At 69.6% G+C, this 15,698-nt stretch carries 18 protein-coding genes; 11 read left to right on the forward strand and 7 right to left on the reverse strand.

Annotated features, from left to right (window positions below):
- Positions 1-14 precede the first annotated feature (14 nt).
- Positions 15-653, reverse strand: a complete 639-nt coding sequence (locus NO998_RS02285) for a DUF7504 family protein (RefSeq protein WP_267645409.1) — start codon at positions 651-653, stop codon at positions 15-17.
- A gap of 169 nt (positions 654-822) precedes the next feature.
- Between NO998_RS02285 and NO998_RS02290 the strand changes: the two genes are divergently transcribed.
- From NO998_RS02290 to NO998_RS02310, 5 genes are all read left to right on the forward strand, one after another.
- A complete protein-coding gene (locus NO998_RS02290) occupies positions 823-1,644 on the forward strand; it encodes a fumarylacetoacetate hydrolase family protein (RefSeq protein ID WP_267645410.1) in 822 nt (273 codons plus the stop codon).
- Positions 1,645-1,744: 100 nt separating this feature from the next.
- Positions 1,745-1,924 carry a hypothetical protein gene (locus NO998_RS02295; RefSeq protein WP_267645411.1) on the forward strand — a complete coding sequence of 60 codons (180 nt, stop codon included), beginning with the start codon at positions 1,745-1,747 and terminating at the stop codon, positions 1,922-1,924.
- Between the two features lie 157 nt (positions 1,925-2,081).
- The gene (locus NO998_RS02300; protein ID WP_267645412.1) at positions 2,082-2,267 is read left to right on the forward strand and encodes a DUF7333 family protein; all 186 of its coding nucleotides are present in this window, start codon (positions 2,082-2,084) and stop codon (positions 2,265-2,267) included.
- 72 nt (positions 2,268-2,339) lie between these two features.
- Positions 2,340-4,205, forward strand: coding sequence for a helicase C-terminal domain-containing protein (locus tag NO998_RS02305; RefSeq protein ID WP_267645413.1), 1,866 nt, complete (start codon positions 2,340-2,342; stop codon positions 4,203-4,205).
- A 64-nt stretch (positions 4,206-4,269) separates the two neighbouring features.
- Positions 4,270-5,085: a hypothetical protein gene (locus NO998_RS02310; protein WP_267645414.1), complete on the forward strand. Its 816-nt coding sequence runs from the start codon at positions 4,270-4,272 to the stop codon at positions 5,083-5,085.
- 156 nt (positions 5,086-5,241) lie between these two features.
- Here NO998_RS02310 and NO998_RS02315 read toward each other — a convergent pair whose 3' ends face one another.
- From NO998_RS02315 to NO998_RS02325, 3 genes are all read right to left on the reverse strand, one after another.
- A complete protein-coding gene (locus NO998_RS02315; RefSeq protein ID WP_267645415.1) occupies positions 5,242-6,363 on the reverse strand; it encodes a 60S ribosomal export protein NMD3 in 1,122 nt (373 codons plus the stop codon).
- Positions 6,364-6,771: 408 nt separating this feature from the next.
- The gene (locus tag NO998_RS02320) at positions 6,772-7,491 is read right to left on the reverse strand and encodes a fumarylacetoacetate hydrolase family protein (RefSeq protein WP_267645416.1); all 720 of its coding nucleotides are present in this window, start codon (positions 7,489-7,491) and stop codon (positions 6,772-6,774) included.
- A gap of 48 nt (positions 7,492-7,539) precedes the next feature.
- Positions 7,540-8,442, reverse strand: a complete 903-nt coding sequence (locus NO998_RS02325; protein WP_267645417.1) for an NAD-dependent epimerase/dehydratase family protein — start codon at positions 8,440-8,442, stop codon at positions 7,540-7,542.
- Between the two features lie 131 nt (positions 8,443-8,573).
- Between NO998_RS02325 and htpX the strand changes: the two genes are divergently transcribed.
- Together htpX and NO998_RS02335 are read left to right on the forward strand one after the other, a co-directional pair.
- The gene (htpX, locus tag NO998_RS02330; protein WP_267645418.1) at positions 8,574-9,449 is read left to right on the forward strand and encodes a zinc metalloprotease HtpX; all 876 of its coding nucleotides are present in this window, start codon (positions 8,574-8,576) and stop codon (positions 9,447-9,449) included.
- A 204-nt stretch (positions 9,450-9,653) separates the two neighbouring features.
- Positions 9,654-9,824 carry a hypothetical protein gene (locus NO998_RS02335; protein WP_267645419.1) on the forward strand — a complete coding sequence of 57 codons (171 nt, stop codon included), beginning with the start codon at positions 9,654-9,656 and terminating at the stop codon, positions 9,822-9,824.
- 15 nt (positions 9,825-9,839) lie between these two features.
- On the opposite strand, the gene NO998_RS02340 is transcribed toward NO998_RS02335, so the two are convergent.
- The gene (locus NO998_RS02340; protein ID WP_267645420.1) at positions 9,840-10,082 is read right to left on the reverse strand and encodes a DUF8151 family protein; all 243 of its coding nucleotides are present in this window, start codon (positions 10,080-10,082) and stop codon (positions 9,840-9,842) included.
- Between the two features lie 80 nt (positions 10,083-10,162).
- Between NO998_RS02340 and NO998_RS02345 the strand changes: the two genes are divergently transcribed.
- Positions 10,163-10,387, forward strand: coding sequence for a DUF7860 family protein (locus NO998_RS02345; RefSeq protein WP_267645421.1), 225 nt, complete (start codon positions 10,163-10,165; stop codon positions 10,385-10,387).
- A 39-nt stretch (positions 10,388-10,426) separates the two neighbouring features.
- Entirely contained in the window at positions 10,427-11,395 is a 969-nt protein-coding gene (locus tag NO998_RS02350) for a sugar kinase (RefSeq protein WP_267645422.1), read from the forward strand.
- A gap of 56 nt (positions 11,396-11,451) precedes the next feature.
- Here the strand turns inward: NO998_RS02350 and NO998_RS02355 are convergent, their stop codons facing one another.
- Both NO998_RS02355 and NO998_RS02360 read right to left on the reverse strand, forming a co-directional pair.
- Positions 11,452-12,528 carry a PfkB family carbohydrate kinase gene (locus NO998_RS02355; protein ID WP_267645423.1) on the reverse strand — a complete coding sequence of 359 codons (1,077 nt, stop codon included), beginning with the start codon at positions 12,526-12,528 and terminating at the stop codon, positions 11,452-11,454.
- A gap of 51 nt (positions 12,529-12,579) precedes the next feature.
- The gene (locus NO998_RS02360; RefSeq protein WP_267645424.1) at positions 12,580-13,341 is read right to left on the reverse strand and encodes a helix-turn-helix domain-containing protein; all 762 of its coding nucleotides are present in this window, start codon (positions 13,339-13,341) and stop codon (positions 12,580-12,582) included.
- Positions 13,342-13,631: 290 nt separating this feature from the next.
- Between NO998_RS02360 and NO998_RS02365 the strand changes: the two genes are divergently transcribed.
- The gene (locus tag NO998_RS02365) at positions 13,632-14,123 is read left to right on the forward strand and encodes a plastocyanin/azurin family copper-binding protein (protein ID WP_267645425.1); all 492 of its coding nucleotides are present in this window, start codon (positions 13,632-13,634) and stop codon (positions 14,121-14,123) included.
- A gap of 62 nt (positions 14,124-14,185) precedes the next feature.
- Entirely contained in the window at positions 14,186-15,697 is a 1,512-nt protein-coding gene (locus NO998_RS02370; RefSeq protein ID WP_267645426.1) for a sulfite oxidase, read from the forward strand.
- Position 15,698 lies beyond the last annotated feature (1 nt).

Consider the following 15,698-nt stretch of genomic DNA (forward strand, 5'->3'; position numbering starts at 1 on the left):
CTCGCCCGCCGGAGTCAGAACGGCACCCAGCCGCTCTCCTCGCCCGTCGGGTCGCAGTACCGGAGTTCTCGGTGATCGGTGCGGCGCGTACTGACCACTACGTCGAACGGTTCGGTCAGTGTATTGATCGACTGGTCGCCGACCGCGGCGTCGTCGACGACGGCCACCACCGGCCAGCCCACCCCGCGACACTCCGCGAGGAGCACCGTGAGGAACTGATACACCTGCTGAACGTCGGTGTACATCACCAGCTCCGAGATCGAGTGGACGCCGACGGCGGCCTCGCCGTCGGCCTCGATACTGCCGAGCAGGTCGGTGAACTTCATCCCCACCTCGGTGAGGTTCCGCGGCGAGGAGGCGTATCGAACGCGGTCACTCGATTCGGGCTCCCGTCCGTGGATGCGGCTCGCACAGTCGGCCACCCAGAGCTGATCGGGGTCGCCGTAGGCCGCGAAGTCCGCCCGCGCGCCCTCGGCCTGTCGGCTGGTCGAGACCAACACCGACCGTGCTGCCAGCGCGCTCAACAGCTCCAACAGCAGGTCGTACTTCCCCGTCATCGCCGGCCCGCGGATCAACACGGCCTGCCCGTGTTGCAGGTCGGCGACCGGGATGGGGGAGTCCCGCAGATCGTGTTGGGGCTCCTCCAGTTTCATGATCGAAAATTCACATGGCCGGACAAAACCTTGTCCCCCCCAGTATCAATACTGAGACGGGCGGCGGTTCGTCGGTGAGGACCGCCGAGACGTTGATAGTTCGGGAGGCCCCTGTTCGGCGTATGCCCAGCCGATCACGACCCACACTCCGGCTCCGGAGGTCCACCTGATGCGCTACCTCGCACGCACCGCCGACGGCGACCCGCTCCTCGGCGACGACGACGGCTTCGTCCCACTCGCCGCGGCCGCGCCCGAGTACACGAGCGTCCGCGACGCACTGCCCGCCGCGGCGGCCGGCACGCTCCCGCGCGTCGACGAGGCCAGCGCCGCCCGCGTGCCACGCGAACACCGCTCCCTCGGCACGCCCCTCGCCGACCTGGGCAAGCTGTTCGGCATCGGCCTCAACTACGTCGAGCACGCCGGGGACCTCTCTGAGGACGCCCCCGACGAGCCGGCGAGCTTCTTCAAGCCGACCACCGCAGCCACCGGCCCGGGCGGACCGATCCGGCTTCCCCCCGAGGAGATCAGCGAGCGCGTGACCGCCGAGGCCGAACTGGCGGTCGTGATCGGTCGGACCTGCCGGAACGTCGCCGTCGAGGACGCCGACGACGCCATCGCGGGGTACGTCCCCGTGATCGACATGACCGCCGAGGACGTGCTCCAGCGCAACCCGCGCTTTTTGACCCGCGCCAAGAGCTTCGACACGTTCCTCGTGTTCGGCCCGCACATCGCGGTTCCGGAGCCCGGGACGGACCTCTCTCCCACCACCGTCCGCACCGTCGTCGACGGCGAGACGGTCGCCGAGAACGTCGTCGACAACATGACGTTCTCGCCGCGGGAGCTGGTGGCGTACCACTCCGACGTGATGACCTTGGAACCCGGCGACGTGATTTCGACGGGCACGCCCGGCGCGGGCGTCATCAAGCCCGGTTCGCACGTCCGGGCGGAGGTCGAAGGGTTCGGCTCCGTGGCGGCAGACGTGGTCCGGTAGTCGGCAGTCAGCTGTCCTCGTCCGGTACCGATGGGGCGGTGGGGGCGGCTCACCACGGCGGCCGTCCCTGTTTATGTAAGAGCACGTCCAGAGTGTGCGCATGGACGACCGTACGTCCCGGCTGCTCGCTGACGTCATCTCGCTGCTCGGGCTCCTCTGTTTCGTCGTCGGTGCGGCGATGCTGGTGACCGGCGCTGCCGTCGACGTGGCCGTATACGCACTCGGCGCGCTCGGACTGCTGTTCGTCGGCGCGGGCGCGTCGATCCGTGGTCGTGAGTAGTGGCCAGTCCGACCCAGCCGCCCCGCCGAACGGGCGGCGGCACGTGCGTTCCAGCACGGAACCGCTCGTCGAACCCCGGACGTCCTTCGTAATGTCGACCCGCGGGAACGGTACCCGCTTCCTCAACCGATATGCCCGTGGAGCCACTACGGTCGGTATGGAGTACGACTTCACGCGCTCAGTTGGCCCGCTCGTCCTGATCGTCGCCGTGGCCACCGTCGCGCTCACGGCCATGATGACCCCCTCGACGGTGTTCATGATGGTCCTGCCCTCGATGATCGTCTTCGCGATCGTCGCGTTCTTCTTCGGCATGAAGTTCGGGCAGTTCAGCGCCAGCCCGTAACACTCGGACTGCACCGACCCGTCCGACCCCGTCCGCTACATTCATCCCGCTCTCGCCGTATCTATCGGTAGAGTGGAGCCCGCCCGTATCCCCGAGTCATTCCCCGCGCCCTCCTTCCGCGGCAACCAGGAGCGGGCGCTCGCGGACATCCGCGACGCCTTCGCCGCGGGCAACGACGTGGTGCTCGTCCGCGCGCCGACCGGCAGCGGCAAGTCCCTCCTCGCGCGCTCGATCATGGGCGCGGCCCGGACCGTTGAGGAGGCAGACCCCGCCCAGCCCACCGGCGCCTACTACACCACCCCGCAGGTCAGCCAACTCGACGACGTGGAGGCCGACGACCTGCTTTCTGACTTCCGGATCATCCGCGGCAAGAACAACTACGACTGCATCCTCCCCGGCGAACACGACACGCCCGTCGATCAGGCCCCCTGCGTGCGTAAGAAGGGGTTCGACTGCACGGTTCGGCACCGCTGTCCGTACTTCTCGGACCGGTCTATCGCGAGCAATCAGTCGATCGCGGCGATGACGCTCGCGTACTTCATGCAGACCGCCGGTAGCGACGTGTTCCGCACCCGCGACGTGGTCGTCGTCGACGAGGCTCACGGCCTCGCCGAATGGGCCGAGATGTACGCCGCCGTCGAACTCACCCCGCGCCGGGTGCCGGTCTGGGACGACGTGGAGGTGCCCGACGTGACCGCCGCTACCGGCGACGAGGTCGAGGGCGCGGTGCGCTTCGCCGAACAGCTCCTCGAACGCTGTGAGGCCGAGAAGGACCGCTTGCTCGCGAAAGCCGAACTCACGCCGGAGGAGGCCGCCCGCCGGGACCGGCTACAGGAACTCCGGAGCGAACTCAGCTACTTCGCCGAGGACTACCGCGATCCGCACTCGCCGACGACGTGGGTCGTCGACCAGCTCGACGGCGCCGGCGGTTCGATCACGATCAAGCCCCTCGACCCCGCGAAGTACCTCCAACACACAGTCTGGGACCGTGGCTCGAAGTTCGCGCTGCTGTCGGCGACGATCCTCAGCAAGGAGGCCTACTGCCGCGGCGTCGGCCTCGACCCCGAGAACGTCGCGCTGGTGGAGGTCGGCCACACCTTCCCCGTCGAGAACCGGCCGCTCTACGACACCACGCAAGGGAAGATGACCTACGAGCACCGCGACGAGACGCTCCCGAGGATCGCCGACCTGCTCGTCCGGCTGATGGCCAAACACGACGACGAGAAGGGGCTGGTCCACTGCCACTCCTACGCGATCCAGGAACGGCTCGCGGACCGCCTCGCCGAACTGGGCGTCGCCGGGCGAATCCGGGTCCACGACCGGGAGAACCGCGACGCCGAACTGGAGGCGTGGAAGGCCAGCGACGAGCCCGAACTGTTCCTCTCGGTGAAGATGGAGGAGGCGCTGAACTTGGAGGGCGACCTCTGTCGCTGGCAGGTGCTCTGTAAGGCGCCGTACCTCAACACGAGCGACTCCCGGGTCGAACAGCGCTTGGAGGAGGGCCAGTGGGCGTGGTACTACCGCGCCGCCCTCCGGACCGTGATCCAGGCCTGCGGGCGCGTCGTGCGCTCGCCGGAGGACTACGGCGCGACCTACCTCGCCGACGACTCGCTGCTCGAACTGTTCGACCGCGCGAGCACGGACATCCCGGACTGGTTCGGCGAGCAGGTCGACCGGCTCTCGAAGCCGACCCTGCCCGCGGCCGACCCCGAGGCAGCCCTCGCGGGCGTCGACGCCAGCCCGGGGACCTACTCCGGCGGTCGTTCGGCCCACAGCAGCCGGCACGGCCCCGGAAGCTCGTCGGGGGGACCGGGCAAATCGGGCGGCAGGTCGGGAAGCTCCGGTTCAGGTTCGGGCTCGACCCCGACCAACCGGACCGAAGCCGACGCGGAGAAGCGGGAGAACCATCCGTTGTCGGACGTATGGGGGGACTCGTGAACCGTCTCCGCCCCTCCACCCGACGGCTGACGAGTCCCTCCACCAGCACCCAGCGAGGTGCGCCGTGAGCCGCCTCACCGACGCCATGCGCGCCCGCTTCGGCGAGGACATCTTCGCGCGCATGGCCATCGCCGCGGTCCTGACGGCGCTCATCATGGGGTCGGTGGGGATCGTCGACCCGTTCTACGAACCGCCCGGTCCCGACACCGTCGACGCCGACGGGGCGCCCGAGGAGGTCGCGCTGAGCGCCCTGCACGCCACCGGCACGAACGACTACCGGATGGACTGGATCGTCCCCTGTGACCAGAACGTCACGCGCCGCGACGGCGGCTGCGTGTTCCTGCGGTACACTGTCGAGCGGAGCGACCGCGAGTACGCCGTCGCCAACGGCGAGGGCTACTTCGGCTCCGGGCCGGACATCTACGCCGACGCCGTCAGCGCGACGCTGCACGACTACCCGCCGGACACCAAGGACAACGAGTCCCGCGCGCTGAACCTCTGGGCGGACGCCGACCGGCTCGACCGCGGCGGGCTCGCGACGACGCTCAGGAGCGACGCCGTGGAGACGACCGTCACGGAGACGAACGGCACGATCCGGCTCCGGACCGAGAACGACTCGGTCGCCAGCCGGCTGCTCGGCAGCGGCACGAACGCCTCGACGCCGCCCGACTCGTTCGACGGCAACGTCACCGTCGCCGTCGACGCGGAGTCGGGGTGGCTCCGAGCGGTCACGGTGCGCTACACGGTCGACGGAGAGGCCGACTGGGAGCGCTACCGCTACGACCGTTGGAACGACGTGCGTGTCGACCGACCCGCAGGGACGAGCAGGCCGCTGTTGGGGTGGCTCTACGACGCGGTGAACGTGGAGTACCGCCCCTGAACCGCGTTCAGAGCGCCAGCGCGTAGGCGAAGGAGGAGCCGAGCATCAGGACGACCATCGTGATGGCGAGGGCCTGCTTCCAGTCCATACCCCACCCACCGGAGCCAGCGGCTTAAGTTCCGCCGTCGGCGTCGATACCGCCGGCACGGCCGCCGATCACTCGCGCTTGCTCTCGGCGTCGGGCACCATGTGCAGCCCCGAGCGGGACTTCAGCACCCGGACCTGCTGGGCGTCGGTGTCGAAGAAGTCCGGCCGGGGGATGCTCTTCGTCTCGAACGTCTCGGGATCGAGCACCTGTACCGCGTGTTCGTCCTCGACGGCGACGACGGTGGTCTCCACGGCGTCGTCGCGCTCGCCCAGCCGCAGGGCGTCGGGGGCGTCGCCCTCGTCGAAGCGGGCCTCGTAGCGCTCGCCGGAGGCCAGTCGGGTCCCCTTGAGGTTCCCCCGCACGGAGGTAACGACCACCGGGCCGTCGCCGTCCTCGGGGTCGATGATCTCGCCCTGTCGGTAGCGGGGCAGCCGGACCGCGAAGGTGACGCGGTAGACCTCGTTACCGTCGGAGTCCTCGGTGACGAGCGTGGCGTACTCCTCGAAGGAGCCGCCGAACTCCTCGACCAGCCGCTTCGAGAGCATCCGGCCCAGCTTGTTCGTCGAGAGTTGGATGTCCGCGCCGTCCTTGACCTCCTTGGCCTCGGTGACGAACGCGTCGCGGTCGCCGTCGGCCTCGCGCTCCTCGACCATCTCGTGGGCGATCTCCATGGCCCGGTCACACTCGTCCTTCGTGGGTTCGCGCTCGGCGGCGCGGACCTGCACCTCGCCGGCGTAGGCGCCGCCGGAGATGCGGCCACAGCGCTTGCAGGTGCCCCGCGAGACCTTCACCGGCACGGTGACGGTCTCCTCGACGTGGGTGCCCCGGACCAGCCCGGAGAAGGTGCAGTGCATCCGGATCGTGTTCTGGTCGACTTGTTCGGGTTCGACGCCCCACTGGACCTGCTCGGCCTTGAGGTGGACCCCGAGGGCTTCGGCGACCTCGTCGACGGCCACGTCGGTGTAGTCCTTTGCGCCGACGTCGACCCAGCGGTTGCCGCGGTGGACCGCACCGCAGCGCGAGCAGACCAGCACTTCGATGCGTTCGGGTGCGTCGACGAGGTCGAAGTCCTCGAAGTAGCAGGCGTCACAGAGGGCGGCGTCGCGGTCCCGCGGCTCCCCGGGGAGGGGTTCGGGGCGCTTTGGCACGTCGTCGCCACAGCGCGGGCAGAACTCGCCTGACTTACTCATTACCGGAATTTGGGTGGTTCCGACTGATAAGCGCCGCGCTATCTGGTGTGTGCGTCGTCGGGTCGGGGTTCTGTATCGGTGGGTGTGCTCGTGGTTCCGCTTCCCGGAACAGGACCACGGAGCGAGCATGACCACGTGGACCGCGCCGCCCCGCACCGCCCACAGCCTCCCCAGCCGACTCGCTCGCGTCCGCTCACTCGTCCCTCGCGCTCGTTCGCGCCGTCGCGCTCACGTCGTGCCACCGCTACTGCGGCGCGGAGCGGTGGACGCCTCGCGCCGTCGATGGCCGACGGCGCGGGGGGAGGGGTGGGGAATCGGTGCCCAGCCGGGCCTCGTGCCCGGCGGACTGCGGTCCCAGAGGTCATGCATCGAGACGCTGTCGCTGTTGTCCCCAACATCCTGCGAACCCTATTCCTGTGAAACCACCGTGTTCCGCAGCGTCCCGATCCCCTCGTAGTGGATCTCGATCTCGTCGCCCGGCTCGATCGTCCCGGGGTTCCCGGGGCTGCCGAACGCCACGGCGTCGCCGGGGCGGAGCGTGAACCGCTCGGAGAGGAACGAGAGCAGTTCGTACGGCCCCCAGAGCATCAGCTCCGTGTTCGCCGACTGCCGGCGCTCGCCGTTGATGTCGGTGTACATGTCCATCGCCGTCGGATCGACGTCGGTCTCGATCCACGGCCCCAGCGGGCCGGAGCCGTCGAAGGCCTTCCGGGAGGTGAGGTCAGGCTGATCCAACGCATCCACGTCGTTCATGATCGTGAACCCCTGAACGGCCGCCTCGGCCTCCTCGGGGGTCGCGTTCCGACAGCGCTCACCCAGTACGGCCACCAGTTCGCCCGCGTAGGTGACCTCCTCCGAGAAGGTCGGGTACGGGATCGGCGCCTCGTGGGGCACGACCGACACCGGCGGCTTGATGAAGTAGGTCGGCTGCTCGGGCCGCTCGTACCCCTTCTGGGCCAGCGTCTCGGCGTAGTTCCGGCCGATGCAGTAGAGCGCTGAGGGGTCACACGGCGGCGCCAGCGGGCCGTCCTCCCCGACGACGTACGTCTCGCCCCCGGCCTCGACGACGCCGTCCTCGTACTCGCCGGCGACGACGCCCGACTCCGTCCTGATCCGTGCAAGTCGCATGGGTGGGGCTCTGTCGGCGACGGTATAGGGGTTCGCGTCGCGGTCGATTCAGTCCCGAACCAGTTCGGGCCGATCAACGTCCTCGTCGGCCGCCTCGCGCCAGGAGTGTTCGGGCACCCAGCCGAGCGTCTCGCCGGCCTTCTTCAGGCTGTAGGCGCTTCCGTCGCCCTCAACGCCCGGGCCCGACGGGAGCGCGCCGTAATGTCGTTCGAGCAGGTCCTCCAGCGGCTCGCCGAGCGCGTTGTCGGCGGCGACGCAGTTGAACGCCTCGTGGCCGCCCTCGGGCGCGAACTCGGTTGTCAGCGCCGTGTGGACCATCTCGGCCACGTCGCGGGCGTCGACGTAGGACCAGTAGTTCCCCGCGCCGGCGCCGAGGTCACCCGTGTAGTCGGGGTCCCGACAGGGGTAGCCGCCGGGTTCCTGAATCCACGAGGGCCGCAGCGAGGCGACCTGCACGCCGTGGCGGCGGGCGACGCCTGCGGCGACCTCCTCGGCGGCGACCTTCGAGAGGCCGTAGCCGTCCTCCGGTCGTCGCGGGTGGTCCTCGGTGATCGGCAGTTCGTCGGGCAGCGGCGTCTCCTCGGCGAAGAAGAAGCCGTAGGCGCCGTCGCTGGAGGCCTGAACGATCCGTGCCCCTGCCTCCCCGGCGGCGGTGAGGACGTTGTACGCCGCGATGGCGTTGTTCTCGAACACCGCGCCCTCGGGGTGGCGGCCGAGCGCGGGGATGGCACCCCAGTGGACGACGGCGTCGGGGCCGATGCCGGCGATCAGTTCCCTGACTGCGCCGCGGTCGGTGAGGTCCGCGGCCCGGAAGTCGACGTTCTCGACGGGGTCGGCGCCGAAGCCCGGGTGGTCCCGGTCGACGACGACGACTTCGTGGTCCTCGCGCAGTCGGTCGACGACCCAGCGCCCCGAGGCGCCGCGGCCGCCGGTGACGATGACGGTGTCCATACCCCGATTGGGGACGCCGGGCAGAAAGTCGCCGGGGTCGCGGCCATCGCGGCGCCGTCGTCGCCGAAACCAACGGCGGCGGCGCGGCTGTGCAGGAAGGGGTTTAAGCCGCTGAACACCCATTCACCGATATGGAGTGGAAAGCGGACTGGGGGCTGCGGGCGCGCATGGCGGCGACCATGCTGTTGCTCGGCCTCCTCTACGTCGTCTTCCTCGGAGGCCTCTGGATCGCCGACGTCGGCGCGTTCGGCATGGTTGCCTTCATGGGCGTGTTCATGGTCGGCCAGTTCTTCTTCAGCGACAAGCTCGCGCTGTACAGCATGGGTGCCCGCGAGGTCGAGCGCGAGGAGTACCCGGAGCTCCACGCGACGATCGAACGGCTCTGCCAGCAGGCCGACCTCCCCAAGCCGAAGGTCGCCGTCGCCGACACGCGGGTTCCCAACGCCTTCGCGGCCGGGCGCTCCCAGAAGAACGCGACCGTCTGCGTGACCCGTGGGCTGTTGCAGACCCTCGATAGCGAGGAGATGGAGGGCGTGCTGGCCCACGAACTCGCTCACGTGAAGAACCGCGACGTGATGGTGATGACCATCGCGTCGTTCCTCTCGACGCTTGCGTTCATGGTCGTACGCTTCGGCTTCCTGTTCGGTGGCGGCCGGGACCGACAGGGCGGGGGACAGGTGATCGTGGCCATCGCGGTCTCCTTTGCCGTCTGGATCCTCTCGTTCCTGCTGATCCGCCTGCTCTCGCGCTACCGGGAGTACGCCGCCGACCGCGGCGCCGCCGCGATTACGGGCAAGCCGGCCGCGCTGGCGTCGGCGCTGCTGACTATCGACGGCAGCATGGACCGCGTGCCCAGCGAGGACCTGCGGGAGACCTCCGAGATGAACGCGTTCTTCGTCATCCCGATCCGCTCGGGGTTCATCGGTCGGGTGTTCAGCACCCACCCGAGCACGGAGAACCGTGTCGAGCGGCTCCGCGACCTGGAGCGCCAGATGGAGACCCAGTAGCCGGGTCACGACCGACCGTTCCCGGCCGGAAGTTCACGACAGGATTCGGGGGCGAAACCGTACGACTGCGACCCGGCTGGCCCCGTCCCCGACGCCCACTTTTCACCCTCTCGTGGTGTACTCGACCATGTCCCTGCAGTTCGACTGGACAGTATCGGAGGCGTCCAAGGCGGCCCAACTCACCGGCGTCGAGGCGACGTCTTCGTGATCGCGGGTGACGACGGCCAGTTGGTGCCGATCACCGCCGACGGCGACGCCGAGCGCGTCGACCCCGGTCCGGGCCTCACCTACTACGGGGCCGAGGTCACCGACGGCGGAACGATCATCGGCGCCGGCTCCAGCGGGACGATCACCGAGGGGCTGCCCGTCGAGTGACTCGGTCGAGCCGACTCAGTGCAGCAGCGCCAGCAGGCGCGCGGCCAACAGGTCCCGACCGACCGCCACGATGCCGCCGTAGAGCGCGATCCCGCCGAGGACGAGGAACCAGACCGCCAGCGGCGCGGGGCCGCTGGTGAACGTCTCCAGCGCCGTCTGCTCGGAGAGCACGCCGACGTAGGTCAACACGCCCGACAGCAGCGCGTAGGCAAGCAGGGTCCCGATCTCCACGACGAGTTCCGTGATTCCGGAGGCCATACACCCGGATTCGCGTTCGGAGGGATAGCGGTTTCGCCCTCGAAAGACGTATGTAGGAAAGTACACTCACTCGACCCGAGATGGGCAGATACGGTTCGATCGACTACCCGTCGTACGTCAAGCGCGGGGTCCTGTTGGGGCTCGCGCTCATGATCGTCGGCGAGATGGGCGGCTATCTCGCTGAGAACTTCTTCACCGTCCCGGCGTGGGAGGAGACGCTGTTCCTCCTCGTCGCGGGCGTGGGCCTGCTCGCGTTCCTCCTCAGCCCGATCCTGTTCGGCGTCGTACTCCCCCTGACGGAGTAGGCGCGAGCCTTTTTCACGCGACCGGGTGACGGTCAGGTCATGACTGATCTCGTGGGGTTCGGCGAGGCGACGCTGCGACTGCGGGCGGGACGGGACCGGCGACTCGGGGACGCCGAACAGTTCGCCGCCGGCGTCGGCGGCCCGGAACGGAACGCGGTCGTCACTGCCTCGGGGCTCGGGGCCGACGCCGTCTGGCTCTCCCGACTCCCGGACTCGCCGCTGGGGCGCCGCGTCGTCGCCGACCTCCGTGGCCACGGTGTCCGCACCGGCGTGACGTGGGGCGACGGCGACGCCCGACTCGCCACGCGGTTCGTCGAGGCCGGCCCCGAACCGCGCGGCCGGACGACCGTTGATGACCGTTCGGGCGCCGCCTTCGAACGCGTCCACGCGCCGAACCTCCCGGCCGGGGTCGTGCAGGAGGCCGCCCGTTTCCACGTCGCCGGCCCCACGGTCGCGCGGTCCGAGCGGGCCGCGGCCACGACCGAGTCGCTGTTCGAGGTCGCGAGCGAGGCCGGCACCACCGCCTCTTTCGACCTCCGTTACCGGGACGCCGACTGGGACGAGGCGACCGCCCGCGCGGCCTGTGAGGCGCTGTTCCCGTACGTGGACGTGCTGTTCGTCTCCCCGGAAGCGGCACAGGCCGTCTTCGGCGAGGACGGCGACCCGATCGAGATCGCCCACGCGCTCCGGACCGACAACGGGTTCGAGACGGTCGTGCTCGGCCACGGCGACGGCGACGCGCTGGCGGTCCACGACGACGAGGTCCACGAGGTCGACGCGGTCCCCGGCGAAACCGTCGACGAAGCGGGCGTTCACGACGCCTTCGTCGGCGCGTTCCACGCGACACGGCTTGCCGGGAGCGACTCGGACGGCGAAGGGGCCGACGGCCGTCCGACCGACGTGGGGACCGCGCTGGCCCGCGGCGCGGCCGCCGCGGCGCTCGCCCGAACCCTCGCCGGCGACGCCGTCGATGTCTCTCCCGAGGCAATCGACCGCATCCTCGACTAGTAAGGGGCCCGTTCGCGAAGGCCGCTCTCCCTCCCCGTGACGACAGCCGAACTCGGTTACGCCAGTCCCCGATCCAGCAGCCACTCACGGAGCGTCGCCGCCGACGCCGTCTCGCTCGTGGCGACGTAGTAGCTCGCACAGGCGTTCCCACAGGCCAGCGCGACCGGCCAGTCCCAGCCGGCACCCAGCGCCACTGCCAGCCCCCCGCCGAAGCGGTCGCCGCCGCCCATCTGTCGGATGTCGTCGACGACGGGGTTCTCGACGCGGACGGTCGCCACGTCGGTCGCCGCGAGGGCGGACTGCTTGCCGTGTTTCACGACCGCGAAGGCGTCGAACGCCGCGCGTACCGCCTCGACCCTGTCCTCGTCGTCGACGGGCGGATCGGGCGGCGCCGGTAGCGCAGCCGAGAGCGCCCGAAGCTCCGTTTCGTTGACCGAGAGCACAACGTCGACTCGACGGGCGAGCGCCCGGACGGCCTCCCGAAGCTCCCGGTGGGCCGCCAAGTCGCTCCCGAGCACGTCGCCGGGGTCGAACACGAACGGCACCCGTGGGATCGACGCCGTACCGAGTTCGTGGAACGCGTCGCCCATCCCGGGTGTGGATACCCAGTTCGAACAGAACACCGCGTGGCCGGGCTCGGAGCGGTCCTCCGGGGCGGCCTCGTCGTCGCCGAAGACCGAAGAGAGCGGTGCCGCCTCGCGGAGGTCGGCCAACGTCCACTCGCGGAGGTCCGGCGACTCCTCGACGAGCAGGAGGTCGCCGTCGTCGAAGTCGAGGACGTTCACGACCGTCGCCCGCCCCATCGAGACGCAGTCGAATGGCAGGTCGGCGAACAGGTCGCGGTCGGGTTCGGGGTCGTCGAGGTGGCCGTAGCAGGTCGCTTCGGCGCCGAGCGCGTGGGCCTGCTGGGCGGCGTTGACCGACTGGCCGCCCGCTTCGACCGCCCGGGGATCGAGAGTGAACCCCTTCCGGTGGCCGGCGGCGGCTTCGCGGGCGAACGTCGTTCGGGACTCGACGGGGTTCAGTCCACCAGCGGAGAGTCGACAGTAGCGGTCGACGCTCCCATCGGGGAGCGTGCTCACCGCCGGCGTGGGGCCGTCGGCCAGCCGGCGGGCGAGGCGCTCGTAAGGCATGCCCCGTCGTTCACACCGGGGGGTGTTGGGCGCTGCGTTCGGCGGCGGGGATCAGCTGTCGATCCGCTGGCCCGCTCGCTCCTCGGTCGGGGCCAGCATCGACTGATCGACGTAGCCCTTGACGAGCTTTTCCTCGGCCCGCCGGAGCCGGTAGGAGACGGTCGACTGCGGGACGGACAGCCGCTCGGCGAGGCCGCCGACGGTGATCTCCCGGGGCGTCTCGTAGTAGCCGTGTCGGATCGCCGCCCGGAGGGTGTCCCGTTCGACTCCCGAAAGCGAGACGGCCGCGACCGAGTCGAAGTTCCAGTGGTCGGCCTCCCCGAGCCGCCCGATATCGAGGCTAACCCCGCTATCGAGGTGCTCGTCGACGGCGTCGTAGAAGGTGCTGACGTTCGTCTCCGAGCACATCAGCAGCCGCCATTGCTGTCGGTTCTTTCCCCGGCGTGTCTGGAAGACGTGGCCCAGATCGAGGTGTCGGGCCGCCAGCGCGACGACGGAGTTGCTGGTGTGGAGCCGTTCGCCGAAGCTGTAGACGGCGAGCGTCGACGCCGACCGTTCGAGCCGTTCGTGGTGTCGTTCGGCGGCACACGTCGCGGCGGCCGTCGTCCCGTCCGGCGCGTCGTCGTCGAGTCGGCAGCGCTCGATGGCGTCGAGGGCCGCCCCCGGGCCGAGGAACTGTTCGACCCGCCAGAACCGGTCGCGGCGGATGGGGCTGGCGATGGCGTCGGACCGGAGTTCGGGGTGCTCCATGAACGTGTCCGCCACCGGGTCGACCCCGTGTTCGAACTCGAGCGTGAACGTCAACTCACGCATCGGCGCCCCCACGGCGGTGCCGCGTCCGGCGGCCGCTCGCCCGACGGCACGATCGAGGCGCTGCGCGTTGCCACACGACGGGTCGATCGGGTCCTTCGTGGCGCATGTCGAACCCTGTCCCACCCGACCGCCTTTGTTAGGTACGCCGATACCGCGAGTAGGCGTCGCCCCATGGCGATATTCCCCTGTATCCACGACGGCCGTGTGGCCGCGGTTCCGGCCGTCGAAACGGGCGACGTTGGCAGTCACCAATCGTGATTTCTTGCCCGTCGCCGCCTCCCGTATCGACCATGGTCGAGCGCCGTAGCTTCCTCGGAGCCGCGAGCAGTGTCGTCGTGGGAACGTTCCTGGCCGGCTGTACCGGCGACGGCGGCGAGGGGTCGCCGACGGGGACGGCCACGGACTCGCCCGAGCCGACCGAACCGGCGACGCCCACCCCGTCGCCGACGCCGACCGAACCCCCTGCCGTCGAGGTCGCGGTGGGGCCGGAGCGACGACTCCGGTTCGACCCCGAGGAGATCGAGATCGCCGTCGGGACGACCGTCGTGTGGACCTTCGAGAGCACCGGGCACAACGTGACGAGCCTCCCCGGCGCGTCCGAGAAGTGTGAGAACCCGGAGGGTGCCGAGCCGTTCGCCTCCTACGAGGGGGAGGACCACTTCTCGCTGAACGAGCCCGGAACGACGTTCGAACACCAGTTCACGGTTCCCGGCGAGTACGTCTACGTCTGTGCCCCCCACGAGGGTCAGGGAATGGTCGGCTACATCACGGTCACCGAGTAGCCCGTCCGCGGTTGGTTAGCACCAACGGACGACTGATGCTCGTTTCAGCACACTATGTTCTCATGGCACCCGACCAACAGCAGCGCGGTGAGGACGAGTCACGGGCCGAAACCGACGGTAGCTCGCTGCGCGACCGGTACGTCGAGCGCCGGCGATTCCTGATGGCGGCCGGCTCCCTCGCCGGGGTCGGCGTCCTCGCGGGCTGTGGCGGTGGCGGCGGCACGGACACCGACGGCTCGCCGACCGGGACGGACACGGACATGCCGCCGTCGACGCCGGAGCCGACCGAGGAGCCGACGGAGGAACCCACGGAGGAGCCGACGGAGGAACCCCCGGATGAGCCCGAGCAGCCCTCCCTGGAGGAGCGCTATCCCGGCTTGCGGATCCTCTCGCCTGAACCCGAGAACGCCGAGGCGGCCAGCCGCGAGACCTACACCGACTACATCAACCCCCGGGAGGAGCACTACATCCGGAACCACTACCCGACCCCGAGCATTGAGGAGGCGGAGTGGAGCGTCTCGCTGACCGGGCTGGACGAGGAGATCAGCCTCACGATGGAGCAGATCAAACACGACTTCGCCACCGACTCGGTCACCCACACGATGCAGTGTGCGGGCAACGGGCGGTCGTACTTCGAGCCACAGGTCGGCGGGAACCAGTGGACGTTCGGCGCCGTCGGCAACACCGTCTGGACGGGGACGCCGCTCTCGGCGATCCTCGACGCCTACGACGTGGACACCTCCAGCGGCTTCCTGTCGGTGATGGGCGGCGAACACCCGGAGGGCGAGGACGTCTTCACCCGCTCGATCCCGATGGAGAAGGTGATGGAGGACACCATGCTCGCCTACGAGATGAACGGGTCGCCCGTCTCCCCGGACCACGGGTTCCCGGTCCGCCTGCTCGTGCCGGGCTGGTTCGGCTGTAACAACGTCAAGTGGGTCAACCGGATGCACGTCATGGACACGATGGTCATCGGCACCGACTGGGAGGAGGAGGGGGCCCCCGAGGACGGCCAGCGGACCTACACCCACTGGCAGCAGTACTCCTACCGGATCATCCCCGAGGAGGACGACCGCGCGACCCACTACGAGGACATCCCGGTGTACGACACCCGCGAGCAGATGGAGCGCACCGACGAGATCGACAACGCCTACATGTACGATCAGGTCGAGAAGTCCCTGATCGGCTACCCGGAGGAGGGGGCGACGGTGTCGCCGTCGCCGGCGGGCACCATCGAGGTCATCGGCGTCGCGTGGGCCGGCGACGACGCCGTCGAGACCGTCGAGGTCTCCGCGGACGGAGGTGAGAGTTGGAACGAGGCGGAGTTCTTCGGCCCCGTCGACAGCCCCAACGGCTGGCGGCTGTTCCGCTACGTCTGGGAGGACCCCGGGACCGGCGAGCAGACCCTGCACTCCCGGGCCACCGACGAACGGGGCTACACCCAGCCGGCGACTATCGCCGCACAGGAGGACCAACTCCGCGGCATCGAGAACGACCAGTACCCGTGGGATCAGGGCGGCTACGGCAACAACGCCTACGTTCCCCACGGGGTCACCTTCACGGTGGAGGAATGAC

It is taken from the genome of Halolamina litorea (assembly GCF_026616205.1).
GTDB classification, from domain to species: Archaea; Halobacteriota; Halobacteria; order Halobacteriales; family Haloferacaceae; genus Halolamina; species Halolamina litorea.

Coding starts and splice junctions, on each gene's coding strand:
- NO998_RS02285 (WP_267645409.1), bottom strand. CDS start 653: ATGAAACTGGAGGAGCCCCAACACGATCTGCGGGACTCCCCCATCCCG.
- NO998_RS02290 (WP_267645410.1), top strand. CDS start 823: ATGCGCTACCTCGCACGCACCGCCGACGGCGACCCGCTCCTCGGCGAC.
- NO998_RS02295 (WP_267645411.1), top strand. CDS start 1,745: ATGGACGACCGTACGTCCCGGCTGCTCGCTGACGTCATCTCGCTGCTC.
- NO998_RS02300 (WP_267645412.1), top strand. CDS start 2,082: ATGGAGTACGACTTCACGCGCTCAGTTGGCCCGCTCGTCCTGATCGTC.
- NO998_RS02315 (WP_267645415.1), bottom strand. CDS start 6,363: ATGAGTAAGTCAGGCGAGTTCTGCCCGCGCTGTGGCGACGACGTGCCA.
- NO998_RS02320 (WP_267645416.1), bottom strand. CDS start 7,491: ATGCGACTTGCACGGATCAGGACGGAGTCGGGCGTCGTCGCCGGCGAG.
- NO998_RS02325 (WP_267645417.1), bottom strand. CDS start 8,442: ATGGACACCGTCATCGTCACCGGCGGCCGCGGCGCCTCGGGGCGCTGG.
- htpX (WP_267645418.1), top strand. CDS start 8,574: ATGGAGTGGAAAGCGGACTGGGGGCTGCGGGCGCGCATGGCGGCGACC.
- NO998_RS02340 (WP_267645420.1), bottom strand. CDS start 10,082: ATGGCCTCCGGAATCACGGAACTCGTCGTGGAGATCGGGACCCTGCTT.
- NO998_RS02345 (WP_267645421.1), top strand. CDS start 10,163: ATGGGCAGATACGGTTCGATCGACTACCCGTCGTACGTCAAGCGCGGG.
- NO998_RS02350 (WP_267645422.1), top strand. CDS start 10,427: ATGACTGATCTCGTGGGGTTCGGCGAGGCGACGCTGCGACTGCGGGCG.
- NO998_RS02355 (WP_267645423.1), bottom strand. CDS start 12,528: ATGCCTTACGAGCGCCTCGCCCGCCGGCTGGCCGACGGCCCCACGCCG.
- NO998_RS02360 (WP_267645424.1), bottom strand. CDS start 13,341: ATGCGTGAGTTGACGTTCACGCTCGAGTTCGAACACGGGGTCGACCCG.
- NO998_RS02365 (WP_267645425.1), top strand. CDS start 13,632: ATGGTCGAGCGCCGTAGCTTCCTCGGAGCCGCGAGCAGTGTCGTCGTG.
- NO998_RS02370 (WP_267645426.1), top strand. CDS start 14,186: ATGGCACCCGACCAACAGCAGCGCGGTGAGGACGAGTCACGGGCCGAA.